An 18,606-nucleotide genomic window follows, 5' to 3' on the forward strand; every position below is an offset into this window, starting at 1 on the left:
GCGCAGGCGCCCCGCGTCGATCGCGGTCTCAAGGGCGACCGCGCAGGACTGGCGCGCGAGAGCCTCGTCCATGCCCATCGGCGAGCCCCAGGCGAAATCCTCCAGGTCCGGGGGCTCGACGCCCGAGCGCTGCATGGCCTTGCGGAACGCGCGCCGCCCCGCACGCTCGTCGGCCTCGTAGGCGCGGATGATCCCGGCCGTCTCCTCGCTGGTGCAGATGGCGGCGTAGCGCGGCCTGCCGAGGCGGGCGAGGAGCGCACCCAGGGCGCGGGCGTCGGCGAGGCAGTCCTCGACGTCGCGCAGGCGCTCGCGGGGCAGGCGGTACCACAGCTCCTCCTGCAACGACTGCTGGCTGATCTCGGCGAGGCCGCCCCCGGCGGTGGCCCTACGTCGACCCGGGTGAGCCTTCCCCGCGGGGCACCCCGGCGGTGCGCTCGATCCCGCGTTCCACCGCCTCGACGAGGTAGGGGCGCAGGCGCTCGGCCGGGATGATGGCGTGGATCGAGCCCATGTCGAGGGCGCGCTCGACGCTGTGGACCGCGTCGAACTCCGCCGCGACCTCGCCGAGCTTCTCGGCCCGCACCACGGGGCGCAGCTCGTCGAGCTGGGCCCGCAGGCGCGCAGCCTCGGCCTGGTCCGCCTGCGCCCCGCGCTCTTCAAGCTCCCGGATGCGCGGGTCCCGCCCGGTGCGGGCGTTGACCTCCCCGGCGAAGACGACGGCTGCGGCCGGCGGCCCGCCGATCACCGACGCGTGCGAGCCCTCCACCGCGGCGATCTCCATCCGGTCGTTCAGGGTGGCGGAGAACACCACGAAGGCGCCCCCGTGGTAGCGGGAGACGACGCAGAACACGATCGGGCCGTCGAAGTTCACCACGGCGCGCCCGATCTCGGCGCCGAACTCCAGCTGGGCCTCGCGCAGCGACTCCGGCGACCCGTCGAACCCCGAGAGGTTGGCCAGGACGACCAGCGGGCGGTTGCCGCTGGCGGCGTTGATGGCCCGGGCGGTCTTCTTGGACGACTGGGGGAACAGCGTGCCGGCCGTCCACTGGTCGGGGCCGTCCGCCGGGAGCAGACCCGGGCGGGGGATGGGGCGCGACTCGAAGCCGAGGAGGGCCACGGGGTAGCCGCCGAGGTGCGCGTCGAGCACGACCGCCGTGTCGGCGTCGACCATGTCCGCCCACCGCTCCAGCGGCTGGTGGTCCTCGTCGATGACCGCGTGCATCAGCGTGCGGATGTCGAAGGGCTTCTTGCGCCCCGGGTTGGTCTGCGGGTCGAAGATGTCCCCGATGGTGGTGAAGTCGACGCCCTCGACCTGGTGGGGGGAGCTGCGCACGTCGCGGTCCCCGGGGTCCGCGGTGGCCGCCCGGCGCGGGAAGCGCTCCCCCGGGGCGACGTAGGTGTGGTCGTAGTGGGCGAAGAGGACATCGATGGCCCCGGCGACGTCGGGGGCCCAGTACTGCGCCTGGCCGTTCGGCCCCATCACCCGGTCGTAGCCCCCGATGCCGAAGTTGTCCTCGGCGGAGACGCCGCCGGAGTAGTCGAGGGCCTGCTTGCCGGTCAGCACCATCGCGCTGCCCGGGGTCATCACGAGGATGCCCTTGGTGTGCATCAGCATCGTCGCCTCGGCGTTCCAGTACGGCTGGGCGCCGACGTTGATGCCGGTCACGATGATGTTGATCTCGCCGCCGGCCTGGGTGAACGCGATGATGCGGCGCAGGACGCGACCGATCCAGTCCATGTTCTCGGTGCCGCTGTCCATCGCGATGCGCGCACCCGAGGACACCGCGAACCACTCGACGGGGACCGCCATGGCCTCGGCGAGGTCGAGGCCGGCGATGATGCGCCGGCACTCGGCCTCCGCCAGCGAGCCGAGCCCCTTGGTGGGGTCGCTGAACAGCCCGACGCGGGTCATCCCCTGCGGATGGCTCGGGGTGGGCGTGGTGACCGTGCCGACCACGATGCTCGACGCGTTGCCGCCGTAGGGCCGGTCCACGGCGACCAGGCGGCCGTCCTCGTCGAGGTCGTGCTCGACGAACGTGCCGGGCGGGGACCCCTCCCCGCCGCCGTTGGAGCGCTCCGTCAGCAGCGCGGGGAGCTCGTAGGGGTAGACCGTGCCGCGCCGCCGGGCGCGCAGCACCTTCTGGGTCATCTCGTCCAGCGGCTGCAGGGCCTCGGCCGGGGGGTCGGTCACGCGCAGGGTGAGGCCCTGCTCCAGGGAGCGGTGCATGCGCACGACGGCCTCGCGCAGCCCGCCGTCGGGCGTGACGAGACGGGCCTGGACCATGACCTGCTCGAGGCCGAGGTCCTCGGTCATCGGCGCGAGGGCCCGCACCACCGGGTCGACCTCGGCGATGGGGACGTCGACGGGCGGCCAGACGTACAGCAGCACCCGGTTCCACTCGGGTCGCTCGCGCGGCGCGTAGGTCGCGCGGGCGTGGCGGAGGTCGGCGATGCACGCGGTGAACACCCGCTCCAGCTCAGGCAGGCTCGTGACCCGCCCGTCGGGGCCGCGCACCGGGGTGAGGTCGTGGACCTCGGCCACGGCGAACAGCCGCTCGTCGTCGGGGTGCTCGCGGGCGACGCAGCGGAACAGGTACACGTCGGCGGCGGACGGCAGGCGCGCGAGGGCGAAGTGCTCGAAGCGCCACAGGTCGAGCCGCCCGGCGATCAGGGGATGGATGCCGCGCAGGTGGCGACGCTCCGTGAAGCCCGCCGCACCGTCGGAGCCGTTGGACCGGAACGTCAGGTGCGCCACCGCGGGCTCCCCCGGCTGGGCCCCCGACCTGTTGGCGCCGGATCCGCCGGTCGTCACCGAGAAGGTGAGGCGGCGCAGCCGCGGCGACCGGGGCAGGACCGCGATCGACTGCCGCAGCTCGGCGGCGAGCTCGTCGATGTCGGCCGGCGGATCGTCCCAGGTGACGTAGATGTCGGCCACGGCGCCGGCGCCCGCCTCGGGGGACAGGTCCTCGGTCAGCTCGTGCGCCGCGGTGACGGCGTCGTCGAGGTCGGCACGGCTGGCGGCGATGGCCACCACCCGGCCGTGGCCGCGGCGGTCGACCACGTCGGCCACCACCGCGCCGTAGCCGCGCTGGTTCACCGAGCGCACCGACTCGATGTGGCGGGTGCGGTAGTAGTGGCGCGTCAGCACCTCGAGCAGGGGGTGCAGCCCGCCGTCGGCCACGACGGGGTCGCCGAGGACGCCGAGCAGGGGCTGGGGGACCGTCACCAGGGCCGCGATGCGCTCCTCCCGGTCGGGGGCGTCGGGGTCGCCGGCGAGGACCGCCAGATGCTCGCGGACCCACTGCTCGGTGGCCGCGCGCTCGTGGTCCAGGCGTGGCTGGTCGAAGCAGCGGTAGCGCACCCGGCGTGCCAGGTCGCCGACCACGGGATGGCGGACCTGGGTGGCGCGGACGAGGCGGTCGAGCGTGTCCCGCAGCGCCTTCCCCGGCTCCTTGCTGGGCGGCACGGCGCAGCGCAGCCGGCGCTCGAGCAGCGCGAGGATGGCGGGCAGCTGGGTCGATGCGCGCTGCTGGGCGAGGTGGATGCGGTACAGCGCCTCCTCCAGCTCGGGCGTGCGCTCGAGGTCGCCGATGCCGTAGTGGGACAAGGCGCGTTCGAGCTTGGCGCGGAAGCTGTCGGGCAGGCGCTCCGCCTCGACGTCGAGGGAGCGCAGGTAGGCGTGCAGGTACTCGCGGGCCGCGTGGGACTCGGCGGCGTCCTCCTCGTCGCCGATGCGCCGGTTGCGCGACAGCGAGGTCAGGTCGGCGAAGATCCGCAGCACGTCGATCTCGGCGTCCAGCAGGAGGGCGTCGTCGGCGGGCTCGGGCTGCTCGATGCGCTGGCAGGCCGTCGCCAGCCCGGCGGCGACGTCTTCGGCCACGTCGTAGCCGAGCACGAGCCGGCGGATCGCGTCGAGGATGTCCAGGCCGGCGGCCATCGGGTCGTCGTGGGCGTCGCGGCGCGTGGCGACGACCAGTGCCGTCAGGTCCACCGCGGTGGTCTCCACCGTCTCCTCGCCCTCGCGGGTCGGCTCGAGGCGCACCACCGGGGTGCCCGTGTCGAGCTGGATGTTGCCGCTGACCATCACCTCGCGGACCCGTCCGGTGAACGGCGCCGCAAGGGCGGTCTCCATCTTCATGGACTCCAGCACCGCGACGGTGCTGCCGGCCTCCACCTCGTCGCCCTCCTCGACGGTGACGGCGACCAAGAGGCCCGGGCCGGGCGTGCGCACCAGGCCCGCGTCGTCCTGGGAGATGCGGTGGGGGATGCCGTCGACCTCCACCAGCCGGTCGGGGCCCTGCGCGAGGGAGGCGATGCGGTAGCGCTCGTCGCCGATGATCAGCCGCCGCTGGAAGCGGCCGAGGTGCTCGACCGCGGCGGTGATCGCGACGTCGCCGTCGGCGGTGACCCGGTAGCGCTCGGGGCCCGTGCGGGCCACCTCGAAGCGGTACGCGACACCGCCGTGGCGCAGGTCGATGATGTGGCCGATGGTGGTGGCCGCCTCCGGGCGCCCGCGGGCGGCGGCGGCGTAGAAGCGGCTGCGGTCCACGTCCGCCTCCGCGTCGAACGCCTCGATGGCGGCGTCGACCAGGGCCACGTCCGCCCGGGTGCGAAACGTGTAGCCGCCGTCGGCGGTGAGCCGGTCGAGCCAGCCGGTGTCCACCCCGCCCGCCACCACGTCGGGGTGCCCGACGAGGTCGAGCAGGAAGGCGCGGTTGGTCGTGCCCCCGCGCACGAGCACCGTGGTCTGGGCCAGCGCGCGCCCGAGACGGCCGAGCGCCTCGCTGCGGTCACGGCCCCAGGCGATGATCTTGGCGATCATCGAGTCGTACTCGGGGGGGATGACGTCGCCCTCGGCGACCCCCGTGTCGACGCGGATGCCCGGGCCGGCCGGCAGCGCCAGCAGCTCGATGACGCCCGGCGCGGGGGTGAAGCCGCGCTCGACGTCCTCGGCGTTCAGGCGCACCTCGATCGCGTGGCCGAAGGCCGGCGGGGTGTCGCCCTGCAGCCGGCCGCCGCCCGCGACGTGGAGCTGGAGCTTCACGATGTCCAGGCCGGTCACGAGCTCGGTCACCGTGTGCTCGACCTGCAGGCGCGGGTTGACCTCGAGGAACGCGAAGGTCTGGTCGGCCGGCTGGTACAGGAACTCGACGGTCCCGGCGTTGCGGTACTCCGCGGCGCTTACGAGGTCGGCCGCGGCGACCCGCACGTGCTCCTCCTGCTCGGGCGTGAGCACCGTGGAGGCCGACTCCTCGAGGACCTTCTGGTTGCGGCGCTGGGTCGAGCAGTCGCGCACGCCGGCCGCCCACACCCCGCCGTGGCCATCGGCGATCACCTGCACCTCGATGTGGCGGGCGCCCGTGACCAGCTGCTCCATGAACACCGTCGGGTCACCGAACACCCGGCGGGCCTCGTCCCGCGCCCGCTCGAAGGAGACGTCGAGGTCGGCGGCGTCGCGCACCACGCGGATGCCCCGCCCGCCGCCGCCCGCCGTGGCCTTGACCACCAGGGGGTAGCCGATCCCGGCCGCGTGGCGGCGGGCCTCCTCGACGGACTCGACCGCGCCGCCGCTCCAGGGCGCCACGGGCACGCGGGTCTGCTCGGCGAGCAGCTTAGCCTCGATCTTGTCGCCGAGCCGGCGCATCACCGCCCCGGAGGGCCCGACGAAGGCGACCCCGATCTCCTCGCAGCGCTCGGCGAAGGCGGCGTCCTCGGCCACGAAGCCCCACCCCACCCAGGCGGCGTCCGCGCGGGCCTCCAGCAGGGCGCGAGCGAGCTCGTCGTGGTCGAGGTAGGGGTTGCCGGCCGCCGTCTCGCCCGGCCCCGGCCCGATGCGCACGGCCTCGTCCGCCTGGCGAACGAACATCGCGCTGCGCTCGGCCTCGGTGTGCAGCGCGATGGTCACGAGCCCCTGTGGGTGCTCGTGCTCGAGCTCCCGGACGGCGTGGATCAGTCGCATCGCCGGCTCGCCACGGTTGACGATGGCGATGCGGCGCAGGGACACGGGGGGCGGGGTCATGCTCGTGCAGCCTACCGAGCGGCGGGGAGCATCGGCGAGCCGGGGCCGTGGTCCATCGGGCCTGGCCGGATCCCGCTCCCCGGATCCGGCCCGTCAGGCGGGGTTCAGGCCAGCAAGGAGTGTGACAGCTCGCGCAGCCTGCCGATGCTCGGCGACCCCGGGTCGTGGTCGATCGGTGACGCGCCGGCCCGGTCGGCGGACCGCACCGCGCCGTCCTTGGGGATCACCACGTCGGGATCCACGCCGAGGTGCTCGCGGATGACCGCGAGGTCGTCGGCGGTCTCGATCTTGTTGGCCACCACCACCCGGCGGGTGATGTGCTTGGTCTCGGCCATCTGCAGCAGGCGGCTGGCGACCTCGATCGAGCGCGGGTAGGGCTCCACGACCACGACGAGCGCGTCGATCTGGCTCTCGTCGCCCCGCGCCACCGTCATGACCCCGCCACCGAGGTCGACGAGCACGACGCGTCCTGGCTTGTCCTCTAGTGCGGCGAGCAACTGCCCGGCCGAGAGACCGCCTCACCCAGGCTTGAAGTGGTCGAACTTGCGCACCTGCACGATGCGGATGTTCTCGGTCGCGTCCGCCGCGAAGCGGTCGACGACCTCCTCCATCGACGACGCGATGGCGGGACCGTCGGGCAGCATCGCCTCCCGGGCCCCGACCAGCTCATGGGTGCGCTCCACGCCGAGCCCCAGCGACAACCCGAGGTTGGGGTTGTCGTCGGCGTCGACCGTGAGGACGTCGACGCCCTGCTCCGCCCAGAGCCGCGCCAGCACCCCCGCGACGGTGGTCTTGCCGGACCCGCCCTTCCCAGCGACAGCGATCTTGCTCACGGTGCTCCTCCTTGCGTGTCGGGCGGGTCGCCCACCTAGGCGGTTGCCGCCGTGGTGGTCGCCGCCTGGTCGGCGTCGCGCAGCCGGTCGACCAAGCCGTCGACGGCCCGCCGCGCGGGGGATTGCTCGGGGGTCAATACGGCCAGCGGCCGGCCCGCCCGCTCCGCGGCACCGATCGCCGGGTCCTCGGGGACGACCGCCCACACCGGGAGGTCCAGGGCGGCCAGCTCGGCGGTGAGGTACGCCTCGTCCTCGGCGTCGGCGACCTTGTTGGCGACGCCGACCAGGCGCATCCCCTCCGGCCACTCACCCATCTCCACGAAGCGCCGCGCGGTCAGCACCGACTTGGCGAAGGGCTCCACGACCACCAGCGCGACACCGGCCCGCCCGGCCATGCCCGCCGCCACCTGCAGGGTCCCACCCTGCAGGTCCACGACCACCCAGCCGCCCTGGTCGTCGTAGGACCGGATGATCGTGTTGAACGCGACCATCGCCGACCAGCGGCCGGGGTTGCCCTGGCGGTTGGCCTCGAACTGCTGGAAGCCGGCGTCGGCCTTGCCCATCTGGAGGAACCGCACCCCGTTCGCGCCGGCGCGCGCGTAGCGCTCGACCACCTCCTCGGGGGTGCCGTCGAGCTCCCACCCGCCGTTGCGGCGGGCCGCCGCGCCCGCGAGGAACCAGTCGTCGCTCGGCTCCAGGCCGAGGACCTGCGCCAGGCCGGGCACCGTGTCGGCGTCGATGGCCAGCACCTGCTCGCCGCTGCCCGACAAGGCCGCGCAGAGCAGCCCCCCGAGCGACGACTTGCCCGACCCGCCCTTGCCCAGCATCACGACGCGCATAGCGGGAAACGTACGGACGGCCGAGCGGCGCTGTCAAGGAAACCTTGGTGCCGGCTGCAGGTCGGCCTCGGGCCGGGCCACGCCGCCCGCGGCGGGGGTGGGCCTTCGGCCGGGCCACGCGCCTGGTCAGCAGCCGCCGCCGGGGGAGGGGCGGTCCGGGATCGACGGGTCGACGACCTCCACGTGGACGTGGGGCCAGCTGGGCTCGGCGGTGTGCTCGTCCACCTGGGACTCGAACGGCAGCACCGTCGGGCCTGCGGCCAGCACGGTCTCGCCGGCGTGCACGTGCATGCCGGGACGGACCGCCACGCCGCTGATGTGCAGCACCTTGACCTCCCAGCCGGGGCGGGCGTCGGGTTCGATGACGGCGAAGTCGTCGCGGTGGTCGCAGTACAGCACGTAGCTGCCGGCCCGCCGCACCGTCCCGGTCACCGGGGCGCGGATCTCGACGCCGGGGTCCACCACGATGTCGGCCGCCGAGCGCGACCCCGTGCCCCGCTCGCGGGTCTCCAGGGTGATGGGCAGGACCGTGCTCGCCACGGGGTCGAGCTGGCGGGCGCCGTCGTGGGTCGACTCGTGGAACCCGACGCGCTCGACCCTCGCCGAGGGGTGCAGGAGCACCACCGGGCCCGCGGTCGCGAACGGGCTCCAGCCGGTCTCGGTGACCGACCGCGCCGGCGGCGCCGGCGGCGGCGGCGGGGGTGGCGGGGGGGGGGGGGGGGGGGCGGGGTGGGGCGGCGGCGCGGTGGCCGGCGGGGCGGGCGGGGTCGGCTCCGGCGGGGGCGGCACCTGCGGCAGGTCGGACGGGTCGACCGGCAGGGGCAGCGACGTCACGTCGGGCACCTCGGGCACGGTGACGCCGGGCACGGCGGGGGAGATCGCCTCCGCCAGCCCGGGCGCGCCCGCCCCGACCACGGTCGGCCCCGACCCGGGCGTACAGGTGACCAGGACCAGCAGGAGGGCGGCAGCCGTGACCGCGGTCCGGATCACCGACTGCCCGCCGGTCGGTCGTTTCGTGCGCGTGCCACAAGCCCCCCACTGCCGAGTGTGCCGCCCACCGTATCGCCCTTGCGGGTGGGCGGCCTGCGGAGCGGTGCAACGGGCGTGGGTGACGTCCCCGGGCGTGGCCGGGGTCGCGTCCCCGCCGTGGTGTGCCTAGCCTGGCACGCTTCCCGCAATCCACCTGGGGCGCTGACGACCGGAGGGCTGTGCGATGACACGCGACGCGGACCTGGACCAGGTGCTCGCCGAGGTCGCCGCGGTGGCACGGCCCGCAGCGGCCGAGGGCAAGGTCGCCGACTACATCAAGGCCATGGCGGACCTGGAGCCATCCCGCTTCGGGCTCGCCCTGGTCGAGATGGACGGGACCGAGCACGTCATCGGCGACGTGGACGAGGCGTTCGCCATCCAGAGCATCTCGAAGGTCTTCTCGCTCGCCCTCGCGATGCAGCGCGCCGACGCCGTCAAGGACGTCGGCACGCAGCTGTGGGACCGGGTGGACGTCGAGCCGTCCGGGGACCCCTTCAACTCCCTGGTGCAGCTCGAGCGCGAGCGCGGCAAGCCCCGCAACCCATTGATCAACCCGGGCGCCCTCGTCGTCGACGACGTGCTCCTCGACCACTGCGACGACCCGTCGGGTGAGATCATCCGACTGCTCACGGCCCTGGCCGGCGAGCCCATCGGCATCGACGAGGTCGTGGTGCACCAGGAGGGCCGCAGCAGCCACCGCAACCGCGCGATGGCCTTCCTCATGTCCTCCTTCGGCAACCTCACCTCCGCGGTGGACGACGTGCTCGACGTGTACGTGCGGCACTGCGCCATCGCCATGACCGCCCGGCAGCTCGCGCGCGCGGCGCGGTTCCTCGCCAACGGCGGCGTGGACCCCGCCAGCGGCAGCGTCGTCCTGCGCGACCCGCTCGCCCGCCGGGTCGCCGCGATCATGTTGATGTGCGGCACCTACGACAATGCGGGGCAGTTCGCCTACGACGTCGGCCTGCCCTGCAAGAGCGGCGTGGCCGGCGCGATCGTGGCGCTCATGCCCGGCGTCGGTGCGGCGTGCGTGTGGTCCCCCCCGCTCGACTCGACGGGCAACTCCTCCGCCGGCCGCGTCGCCCTGCACGAGCTCGCTGAGCGCCTCGAGCTGTCGATGTTCTGACCGACTGCCCGCGAGACACGTGCCAGCCGTGCCCCGCGCGGTGCAGCGCGTATCCACCGTCCACGGCGGGTACAGGTGGCGCCAGTCCTGTGACGCGAATCACTGGAGCCCGCCATGGACACCCCGGTCATCATCGCCATCGGCGCGGGGCCGCGGCCGGTCGTGAGCGGCAGGTAGGGTCGGCCCCAGCGCATCGCGAGGGGCACGGTGGACATGGTGGACGTGATCGCCCGCAACAACGTGCACGTGTCCGGCCGTGCCGACGGCCGGCCGATGATGCTGGTCCACGGGTTCGGGTGCGACCAGCACATGTGGCGGTTCGTCGCGCCGGCGTTCGCCGACGAGTACCGCATCGTGACGTTGGACCAGGTGGGCTCCGGGCAGTCGGACCTGTCGGCGTACGACCGGGAGCGGTACGCGTCCCTGCACGGCTACGCCCTCGACCTCCTGGAGGTGTGCGCGGCCCTCGAGCTGCGCGACGTGGTGCTCGTCGGCCACTCGGTGAGCGCGATGATCGGCGTGCTGGCGGCCATCGAGGAGCCCCGACGCTTCGCCGCCCTGGTGCTGGTGAGCCCCTCGCCGCGCTACCTCGACGACGTCGGGTACACCGGCGGGTTCGCGCGCACCGACATCGACGAGCTGCTGGACTCGCTGGACAGCAACTACCTCGGATGGTCCAGCGCCATGGCCCCGGTCATCATGGGCAACCCGGACCGTCCTGAGCTCGGCGAGGAGCTCGTGCACAGCTTTTGCCGCACCGACCCCGAGATCGCCCGCCACTTCGCGCAGGTGACCTTCCTGGGCGACAACCGCGACGACCTGGCGCGCGTGGCGACCCCGGCGCTCGTGCTGCAGTGCTCCTCTGACGTGCTCGCGCCCCAGGCGGTCGGGGCGTACGTCCACGACCGGTTGCCGGACAGCGAGCTCGTGGTCATGGACGCCACCGGCCACTGTCCGAACCTGAGCGCGCCGGACGAGACGATCGCGGCGATGCGGGCGTTCCTCGGCAGCCCCACGGCATGACGGCGGACGCCGGCGGTGAGCGCCCCCCGGGTCCGGTGGTGCCCGCGGAGAACGCCGAGGACCTCTACGAGCACGCGCCGTGCGGCTACCTGTCGACGCTGCCCGACGGGACGATCATCCGGGTCAACGAGACGCTGCTGGCGTGGACGGGGTACCGCCGCGACGAGCTGGTCGGCCGACGCCGTTTCGTCGACTTGCTCACCGTCGGCGGGCGCATCTACCACGAGACCCACTACGCCCCGCTGCTGACGATGCAGGACCACGCCCGCGAGATCGCCCTCGACCTGGTGTGCGCCGACGGCCGCCAGCTGCCCGTCCTGGTGAACGCGGCCCTGGTCCGCGACGCCGACGGCGCGCCCCACGTGATCCGCACGAGCGTGCTGGACGCCACCCACCGGCGGGCGTACGAGCAGGAGCTGCTGCGCGCCCGGGAGCGGGCGCAGGCGTCGGAGCTGCGTGCCCGGGAGCTGGCGCGGACCCTCCAGGCCAACCTGATCCCGCCCGCCCCACCGGCGATCCCCGGCCTGGACGTGGCGGCGGCGTACCGTCCGGCGGGCGCCGGCGACGAGGTCGGCGGTGACTTCTACGACGTGTTCAAGACCGACCAGGGCGACTGGGCCGTGGTCCTCGGCGACGTGTGCGGCAAGGGCGCCGCCGCCGCGGCGGTGACCGCGCTGGTGCGCCACACCGCCCGCGCGGCCGCCATGCAGACGCGCACGCCGAGCAAGGTGCTCGCCACCCTCAACGACGCGCTGCTGCGGGCCCCGAGCGAACGGTTCTGCACGGCGGTGTACCTGCGGTTCTGCCTCGACGACGACGGCAGCGTGCGGGTGGAGAGCGCGAGCGCCGGTCACCCGCTGCCCATGCGCCTCGCCGACGACGCGGTCGCACCGGTCGGCACACCCGGCACGCTGCTCGGCGTCGTGGACGACCCGGACCTGGCCGACGCCGCGGTCGTGCTCTTGCCGGGTGAGGCGCTGTTCTGCTACACCGACGGGCTGACCGAGGCTCGCCGGGGCGAGGTGCAGTTCGGCGAACGGCGCCTGCGCGCCCTGCTGGCCGCCCAGCACGGCAAGCCGGCGAGCGATCTCGTCCAGGTGGTCATCGGCGAGATCCTCGACTTCCAGGGCGGGTACGCCCGCGACGACATGGCCGCCGTCCTCATCGGCGTCCCACGCGGTGACTGAGCAACGGTTGGAGGATCTCGTGGACACGACGATCGTGCGGGCGCTGGACGCCGAGCTCACGGCCGGTGCGCTCGTCACCGACCCGGGGGTCATGGAGGGCTACCGCCACGACCGGGCGGCGACGGCCGCACCCGGCAAGCCGATCGCGGTCGTGCGCGCCGCCGGCACCGCCGACGTCCAGGCGACCCTGCGGGTGGCCGCCCGGTTCGCCACGCCGGTGGTGACCCGCGGGGCGGGCACCGGCCTGTCGGGCGGGGCGTCGGCGGTGGACGGCGGCATCACCCTGTCGACCGAGCGCCTGCGCACCTGCACGGTCGACCCCGTGGCGATGGCCGCCACGGTCGGCCCGGGCCTGCTGAACGCCGAGGTGAAGGCCGCCGCCGCCGAGCATGGCCTCTGGTATCCGCCCGACCCGTCGTCGTTCGAGATCTGCTCGATCGGGGGCAACCTCGCGACCAACGCCGGGGGGCTGTGCTGCGTGAAGTACGGGGTGACCACCGACTACGTGCTGGGGCTCGAGGTGGTGCTCGCCGACGGCACGGCGGTGCGCCTCGGCGGGCGCACGATCAAGGACGTGGCTGGCTACGACCTCAAGCGCCTCTTCGTGGGGTCGGAGGGCACGCTCGGGGTCATCACCGAGGCGACCCTGCGGCTGCGTCCCGCCCAGCTGCCCCCCGCCACGGTGGTGGCGACTTTCGACGATGTCGTGGCCGCCGGCCGGGCGGTGACCCGCGTGGTCGCCGCGGTGCGCCCCGCCGCCCTCGAGCTGATGGACCACGCGGCGCTCCAGGCGGTCGAGGCGGTCCGCCCGATGGGTCTGGAGGCAGGCATCGCCGCGCTGCTGCTCGGCCAGAGCGACGTGGACGGGGACGAGGCGGCGCGGATCGCGGCGGTCTGCGAGGCCGAGGGCGCCACCTACGTCGCGGTGACCGACGACCCCGACGAGGGCGAGGCGCTGATGGCCGCCAGGCGCATGGCCATCCCCTGCGTCGAGAAGCTCGGCACGGTCATGATCGAGGACATCGGCGTGCCCGTCCCGCGCATCCCCGAGCTGCTGGCGGCCGTCGCGGCCGTCGCCGAGCGCCAGCGCACCGCCATCCCCGTGATCGGCCATGCCGGCGACGGCAACTTCCACCCGCTGGTGACCTTCGACGCCACCGACCCCGACGCCGCGGCCCGGGCCGAGCTGGCCTTCGGCGAGATCATGGACGCCACGCTGGCGCTCGGCGGCACCGTGACGGGCGAGCACGGCGTCGGCACCCTGAAGGCCGGCCACCTCGCCACGCAGCTCGGGCCCGACGTGCTGGCGCTGTCGGGGCGCGTCAAGGCGGCGCTCGACCCCCAGGGCATCCTCAACCCCGGCAAGTGGGTGTAGCGGGCGCTACCCGGCGCGCAGCGGTTGGCGTTGCCCGTAGGTGAGGGTGCGCCACAGCCACTCGAGCGGGCCGAAGCGGAAGTGGCGCATCCACAGGGGGCAGGCGACGAGGAGCACCACCCAGATCGCGACCACCACCAGCAGCGCCTGCGCCGGCGTGAGGCGGTCGTACAGGCCGAAGCCGGCGAACACGAGCAGCGCCAGCGCGCTCTGCAGGACGTAGGCGGTCAAGGCCATGCGCCCGGTGGCCGCCAGGCGCCGCATCGGGCCGAGGCGCAGGCACAGCAGCGCCAGCGCGGACAGGTATCCGACCGCCAGCGCCGGCGCGCCCACGACCTGGCCCGCCACGGCGAGCAGCGCGCCGACGTCGCCGCCGGGCGCGACGCCCCCGACGGACAGCGGCCCGACAAACCCTGCGGGCAGGTTGAGGGGCAGACCGACCGCCAGGCCGGTGACCATGGCGGTCCGCAGACCCCGGCGGTGCGCCGGCAGGTCGGCGAGCAGCCCCGAGGCGCCCACGGCGAAGCCCAGCAGGAACAGGGCCACGACCCAGGGCAGCAGCAGCAGCGTGGAGGGCTGGATCAGCAGGGACTGCCACGCGTTGGCGGCGACCACCGCGCCGTAGCCGCCGTCCTGGTAGGCGGTGAGGGTCTGCTCGGCGTGGCGTTCGACGAACCTCGCCACCCCGGCCGCGACGGGGTCGTCGGCGGGGGCGTCCGGTGCGAACGCCGTGACGCCCAGGCCGATCAGCAGCTGCACGGTGAGGATGCCGATCGTCCACCACAGTGCGGTCCTGGCGCGCACGCCGACGAAGGCCAGCAGCACCATGCCGGCCAACCCGTAGGCGAACAGGATGTCGCCCGGGAACAGCAGCACCATGTGCGCGACCCCGAACAGCAGCAGCACGCCGTAGCGGCGGGCGAGCAGCCGGCGCGGCGACCGGCCCGCCCGCCAGGCCCGCATGGCGATGAGCGCTGCCCCGATGCCGAACAGGATCGCGAAGCTCGACAGGAACTTGCCCGCCACCAACCAGCCCGACAGGAAGTGCACGACGCGGTCGGCTGCGCCGCCCGCCGCGACGGGCTCCCCCCCGACGAGGCGGTAGAAGTCGGCGCCGCGCATCAGCTCGATGTTGATGATCAGGATGCCCAGCAACGCGAACCCGCGGAGCACGTCGAGGATCGGCTCGCGCTGCGCGGCGCGCGTGGGGCGCAGGGCCGTGGACGTCGGCTCGGCACCCATCGGGTTGCGATCCATGGTCCTGGCTCCGGGGTCCGTGACGAGGCGGCCGCAGGTGCACTGCGGTGCACTGCGGTGCACTGCGCGAGGATGCGGGGTGTGCACTGTGCCAGGTGGTCGCCGGAACGGGAAACGGGATGACCGACAACGACGCGCCCATCTGCCCGTGGTGCGGGGTGACCGCCCTGCCCGGCGCCTCGGCGGGGGTCCCGGCGGCGTTCGTCTGCGACAATCCCGACTGCGAGGCCTTCGGCGAGCCGGTGCGATGAGTTCCGCCCGGCGCCGTCGTCTACCCCTCGACCGGCGTCGCTGCGTCCGATGGTGACGGCGCCGGTGCACGGGCACCAGCGGGTGCGACGACGCGGAGGAGCGTGGGCAGATGAGCGCAGTGAGGGTTCTGGTCGGGACGCGCAAGGGCGCGTTCATCCTGACCGCCGAGGGGCGGCGGGAGTCGTGGGACGTCGCCGGCCCGCTGTTCGGCGGCTGGGAGATCTACCACGTCAACGGGTCGCCGGCCGACCCCGACCGGCTGTACGCGTCGCAGTCCAACGGCTGGTTCGGGCAGGTCATCCAGCGCTCCGACGACGGGGGCGCGAGCTGGGAGCCGGTCGGCAACGACTTCGCCTACGAGGGGGAGCCGGGCACACACCTGTACTACGACGGCTCGTCCAGGCCGTGGAAGTTCACGCGCGTGTGGAACCTGGCGCCCGCCGCCGACGACCCCGACACGGTGTACGCCGGCGTCCAGGACGCCGCGCTGTTCCGCACCACCGACGGCGGCCACACCTGGCACGAGCTGGCCGGCGTGCGCGGCCACGACTCGGCCGCCCGCTGGGCCCCGGGCGCCGGGGGGCTGTGCCTGCACACCATCCTGACGAACCCGCAGGACCCGGCGCGGATGCTGGTCGCGATCTCCTCGGCCGGCGTGCTGTCCACCACCGACGCCGGGGCCTCCTGGGCGCTGGCCACCAAGGGGCTGCGCTCGGACTTCCTGCCGGAGCCCGAGGCGGAGATCGGCCACTGCGTGCACAAGCTCGCAAGCCACCCGTCCCGCCCCGACGTGGTGTTCATGCAGAAGCACTGGGACGTGATGCGCAGCGACGACGGCGGGGGGTCGTGGCGCGAGATCAGCGGCAACCTGCCGAGCGACTTCGGCTTCGCCGTGGACGTGCACGCCCACGAGCCCGACACCGTCTACGTGGTGCCCATCACCAGCGACGAGCTGCACTACCCGCCCGACGGTCGCCTGCGCGTCTACCGCAGCCGCGCCGGCGGTGACGACTGGGAGCCGCTCACCGAGGGGCTGCCCCAGACCGACTGCTACGTGAACGTGCTGCGCGACGCCATGGCGGTCGACCGGATGGACCCGTGCGGCGTGTACGTCGGGACGACCGGCGGGCAGGTCTACGTGTCGCCGGACGCCGGCGACCATTGGACACCGATCGTGCGCGACCTGCCGGCGGTGCTGTCCGTGGAGGTGCAGACGCTGCCGTGACCGCCATGGATGCCGCCGAGCGCACCGCCGGCACGGTCCGCCTCCGGATCGTCATGCCCCACCAGCTGCGCGCGCTCGCGCGCGTGACCGGCGAGGTCGCCGTCGAGGCCGCTGCGCCCGTCACCGTGCGCACGGCACTGGACGCCCTGGAGGCCGCCCACCCGGCGCTGGTGGGCACGATCCGCAAGCGCGACACCGGCCAACGCCGGGCGATGATCCGCATCTACGCGGCCGGCGAGGACCTCTCCAACGCCCCGGTCGACACGCTCCTGCCCGCGATCGTGACCAGCGGGCACGAACCCCTCCAGCTCGTCGGCGCAATCGCCGGCGGTTGACGGCCGTGGGGCGCACCGTGCTGGCCCTGGCGGTGCTGGAGGGCCGCGACGGCCGCTGACGCCGTCCGCGGGATTCTCGCGGTCCCCGGCCCGCTGGCGGGGCGGTCAGGCTGCCCGGCCCGCAGGATTCCCGCGCCCGCGCGGGAATCCGGACCGGCCGGGGCTGGCCTGGCGGCAGTAGCGGCAGCGTCCGCAGGCGCTGATGCACGAGACGAGCACCCGGTCCCCGGGGGCCACCGGCGCTGCCCGGGTCCGTGGAAGACCATTGCTCGCATGTCGACCCCGCCCTGTCTGCTCCTGGTGGCCGGTCGCCATACCAGGCGGTGCAGCCCCACGCATGGGGCGCGGACGCCAGTTGACCATGGCCGGACTACCTGCTGTTCGCACCTACTTGGGGCCGCATTCTCCCTGTAGCCTCGCCAGCGGTCGGGGGTCTTCTGGCGGAGGGCGTGGGCATGCATGTGGGGACGGGCAGCAATCCTGGTCGTGGACGCGGGTGGCGGGTCGGCATGGTGGCGGGGGTGCTGCTGGCTCTCGCGCTGGCCGGATGCGCCGAGGGGGGCTCGCCGCAGGTCGGCACGTCGGAGCTGGTCACCGAGGAGGAGCCGCTGGTGCGCATGCACGAGGGGCCCAGCGTGCTGCTCGACGCGGACGACCCCGACACCGCCTACCTCGCCGACGTCGACCTGGCGAACGGGACGTGCGAGTTCGCGGTGTCGACCGACGGCGGGGACACCTGGGAGGAGCGGCCGGCGCCGGAGCTCGAGCCCTTCACCGACTGCGGGTACGGGGCCGCCAACCCCAAGAACATCCGCACGCAGCTCGACCAGGGTCCGGACGGGACCCTCTTCTCCGTCTTCCACGCGCAGGACCCGGACGCCGGAGGGTCGCGCAGCGTGCTGCTCGGGCGCTCGTCTGACCAGGGGCAGAGCTGGGACACGAGCCTGGTGTACTCGCCGGGGGACGCGCGTGAGGGTGAGGACATCGAGGTCAACTTCGTCCCGCACGTCGCCGTCGACCCCGACGACCCGGAGCGGGTGGTCGTGGTGTGGCGTCGTTCCTTCCAGGCCGCGGGTGAGGAGGACGCCCCGCCGAGCCGGCCCTTCCTCGCCTGGTCAGACGACGGCGGCGAGACGTTCGGCGAGCCGTTCATGATGCTGGACGAGGACCTCGGGTTCGAGGCACCGAAGCTGCGCATCGTCGACGGCCGCCTGTTCGCCTTCTACCGGCTGCGCCCGGAGGGCGACGGGGTGGACAACGAGGTGGTCGCGGCGGTCTCCGACGACGACGGCGAGACGTGGGAGCCGACGACGATCGCGAGCGCGGGTGACGTCAGCGAACCGGTGGTCGCCCACGACCCGCAGGCGGGCGTCTTCCACCTGGTGTGGCACGACAACAGCAACGAGGAGCTCGACGCGTTCTACGCCAGCTCGAGCGACGGGCTGACCTGGAGCGAGCCGGTCCGTCTCAACGACGACGCGGAGGGCAACCGCATCGGCCAGTTCTACCCGGTGGTGGCGGTGGCCCCCGACGGGCGGGTGGACGCGGCCTGGTACGACTACCGCGACGACCCCTATCCCGCCCCGACACCACCGGAGGACGGCGAGCTGAACCTGTTCAACAACATGGGCCAGCACCAGAGCGTGTACGCCACCAGTTCCATGGACGGCGGGCAGACGTGGCTGCCCAACCTCCAGGTCAGCGACGTGCGGATCGACCGCACGTTCGGCCCGTGGGACCTCAACTTCTTCACCCAGGTGCCGCCGGCGATCGCGTCGGGTCCCGACGGGGCGCTCGTGGCCTGGTCGGACACGCGACTGGGTGACGCCACCACGGGCACCCAGGACATCGCCGCGGCCCGGCTCACCTTCGACGGGGGGTCGAACCGGGTGCCCCTGGCGATGCTGACCGGCCTCAGCGGCGTCCTGCTCGGCGCCGGGCTGGCCACCGTCATCGGTGCGGTGGCCCTCCGCCGCCGCACTGGCGGGTCGGCACCGGGCGGAAGCCGCTCGACAACGGACTGAACTAACGTTCATCATACTGAACATAAGTGGCGCTCCTGCAGTAGTTGTGGGTCGCTGAGGGGTCCGTGACGAGTGTCGTTGC

Annotated in this window: 15 protein-coding genes; 8 read left to right on the forward strand and 7 right to left on the reverse strand. The window is 73.8% G+C overall.

All coding sequences use genetic code 11. The annotated features are described in order from the left end of the window. The 6 genes from WD250_13280 to WD250_13305 all read right to left on the reverse strand — a co-directional run. Positions 1-342 (reverse strand): hypothetical protein (locus tag WD250_13280; GenBank protein MEX2621179.1); only part of this gene is annotated, 342 nt, incomplete at its 3' end. 43 nt (positions 343-385) lie between these two features. Next, a complete protein-coding gene (locus WD250_13285; GenBank protein ID MEX2621180.1) occupies positions 386-6,019 on the reverse strand; it encodes a carboxyl transferase domain-containing protein in 5,634 nt (1,877 codons plus the stop codon). A 104-nt stretch (positions 6,020-6,123) separates the two neighbouring features. Next, on the reverse strand, positions 6,124-6,480 hold the full coding sequence (locus WD250_13290) for a hypothetical protein (GenBank protein MEX2621181.1): 357 nt from the start codon (positions 6,478-6,480) through the stop codon (positions 6,124-6,126). Positions 6,481-6,537: 57 nt separating this feature from the next. Then, positions 6,538-6,852: an AAA family ATPase gene (locus tag WD250_13295; GenBank protein MEX2621182.1), complete on the reverse strand. Its 315-nt coding sequence runs from the start codon at positions 6,850-6,852 to the stop codon at positions 6,538-6,540. Positions 6,853-6,887: 35 nt separating this feature from the next. Beyond that, the gene (locus tag WD250_13300) at positions 6,888-7,691 is read right to left on the reverse strand and encodes a cellulose synthase operon protein YhjQ/BcsQ (GenBank protein ID MEX2621183.1); all 804 of its coding nucleotides are present in this window, start codon (positions 7,689-7,691) and stop codon (positions 6,888-6,890) included. Positions 7,692-7,817: 126 nt separating this feature from the next. Next, the gene (locus WD250_13305; protein ID MEX2621184.1) at positions 7,818-8,681 is read right to left on the reverse strand and encodes a hypothetical protein; all 864 of its coding nucleotides are present in this window, start codon (positions 8,679-8,681) and stop codon (positions 7,818-7,820) included. A 223-nt stretch (positions 8,682-8,904) separates the two neighbouring features. Between WD250_13305 and WD250_13310 the strand changes: the two genes are divergently transcribed. The 4 genes from WD250_13310 (at position 8,905) to WD250_13325 (ending at position 13,431) form a co-directional block, all read left to right on the forward strand. Beyond that, positions 8,905-9,846, forward strand: a complete 942-nt coding sequence (locus tag WD250_13310; protein ID MEX2621185.1) for a glutaminase — start codon at positions 8,905-8,907, stop codon at positions 9,844-9,846. Between the two features lie 213 nt (positions 9,847-10,059). Beyond that, positions 10,060-10,869, forward strand: a complete 810-nt coding sequence (locus tag WD250_13315; GenBank protein MEX2621186.1) for an alpha/beta hydrolase — start codon at positions 10,060-10,062, stop codon at positions 10,867-10,869. Further along, the gene (locus WD250_13320) at positions 10,866-12,056 is read left to right on the forward strand and encodes a SpoIIE family protein phosphatase (GenBank protein MEX2621187.1); all 1,191 of its coding nucleotides are present in this window, start codon (positions 10,866-10,868) and stop codon (positions 12,054-12,056) included. Before WD250_13315 ends, WD250_13320 begins: the two co-directional genes overlap by 4 nt. Continuing rightward, the gene (locus WD250_13325) at positions 12,049-13,431 is read left to right on the forward strand and encodes an FAD-linked oxidase C-terminal domain-containing protein (GenBank protein MEX2621188.1); all 1,383 of its coding nucleotides are present in this window, start codon (positions 12,049-12,051) and stop codon (positions 13,429-13,431) included. The genes WD250_13320 and WD250_13325 overlap by 8 nt, the downstream gene beginning before the upstream one ends. A 6-nt stretch (positions 13,432-13,437) precedes the next feature. Here WD250_13325 and WD250_13330 read toward each other — a convergent pair whose 3' ends face one another. After that, on the reverse strand, positions 13,438-14,688 hold the full coding sequence (locus WD250_13330; GenBank protein ID MEX2621189.1) for a DUF418 domain-containing protein: 1,251 nt from the start codon (positions 14,686-14,688) through the stop codon (positions 13,438-13,440). Positions 14,689-14,807: 119 nt separating this feature from the next. Between WD250_13330 and WD250_13335 the strand changes: the two genes are divergently transcribed. From WD250_13335 to WD250_13350, 4 genes are all read left to right on the forward strand, one after another. Then, positions 14,808-14,939, forward strand: coding sequence for a hypothetical protein (locus tag WD250_13335; GenBank protein MEX2621190.1), 132 nt, complete (start codon positions 14,808-14,810; stop codon positions 14,937-14,939). Positions 14,940-15,049: 110 nt separating this feature from the next. Further along, on the forward strand, positions 15,050-16,165 hold the full coding sequence (locus WD250_13340; protein ID MEX2621191.1) for a hypothetical protein: 1,116 nt from the start codon (positions 15,050-15,052) through the stop codon (positions 16,163-16,165). Continuing rightward, positions 16,162-16,500, forward strand: coding sequence for a hypothetical protein (locus WD250_13345; protein MEX2621192.1), 339 nt, complete (start codon positions 16,162-16,164; stop codon positions 16,498-16,500). The genes WD250_13340 and WD250_13345 overlap by 4 nt, the downstream gene beginning before the upstream one ends. 455 nt (positions 16,501-16,955) lie before the next feature. Continuing rightward, entirely contained in the window at positions 16,956-18,524 is a 1,569-nt protein-coding gene (locus tag WD250_13350) for a sialidase family protein (GenBank protein ID MEX2621193.1), read from the forward strand. Positions 18,525-18,606 lie beyond the last annotated feature (82 nt).

The sequence above is a fragment of the Egibacteraceae bacterium genome, from assembly GCA_040905805.1.
In the GTDB taxonomy this organism is placed as follows: Bacteria; Actinomycetota; Nitriliruptoria; order Euzebyales; family Egibacteraceae; genus DATLGH01.

Excerpts from the sequence above, each read along its gene's own strand:
- WD250_13350 (MEX2621193.1), top strand. The coding sequence starts at position 16,956 with ATGCATGTGGGGACGGGCAGCAATCCTGGTCGTGGACGCGGGTGGCGG.
- WD250_13330 (MEX2621189.1), bottom strand. The coding sequence starts at position 14,688 with ATGGATCGCAACCCGATGGGTGCCGAGCCGACGTCCACGGCCCTGCGC.
- WD250_13320 (MEX2621187.1), top strand. The coding sequence starts at position 10,866 with ATGACGGCGGACGCCGGCGGTGAGCGCCCCCCGGGTCCGGTGGTGCCC.
- WD250_13285 (MEX2621180.1), bottom strand. The coding sequence starts at position 6,019 with ATGACCCCGCCCCCCGTGTCCCTGCGCCGCATCGCCATCGTCAACCGT.
- WD250_13335 (MEX2621190.1), top strand. The coding sequence starts at position 14,808 with ATGACCGACAACGACGCGCCCATCTGCCCGTGGTGCGGGGTGACCGCC.
- WD250_13310 (MEX2621185.1), top strand. The coding sequence starts at position 8,905 with ATGACACGCGACGCGGACCTGGACCAGGTGCTCGCCGAGGTCGCCGCG.
- WD250_13300 (MEX2621183.1), bottom strand. The coding sequence starts at position 7,691 with ATGCGCGTCGTGATGCTGGGCAAGGGCGGGTCGGGCAAGTCGTCGCTC.
- WD250_13340 (MEX2621191.1), top strand. The coding sequence starts at position 15,050 with ATGAGCGCAGTGAGGGTTCTGGTCGGGACGCGCAAGGGCGCGTTCATC.
- WD250_13315 (MEX2621186.1), top strand. The coding sequence starts at position 10,060 with ATGGTGGACGTGATCGCCCGCAACAACGTGCACGTGTCCGGCCGTGCC.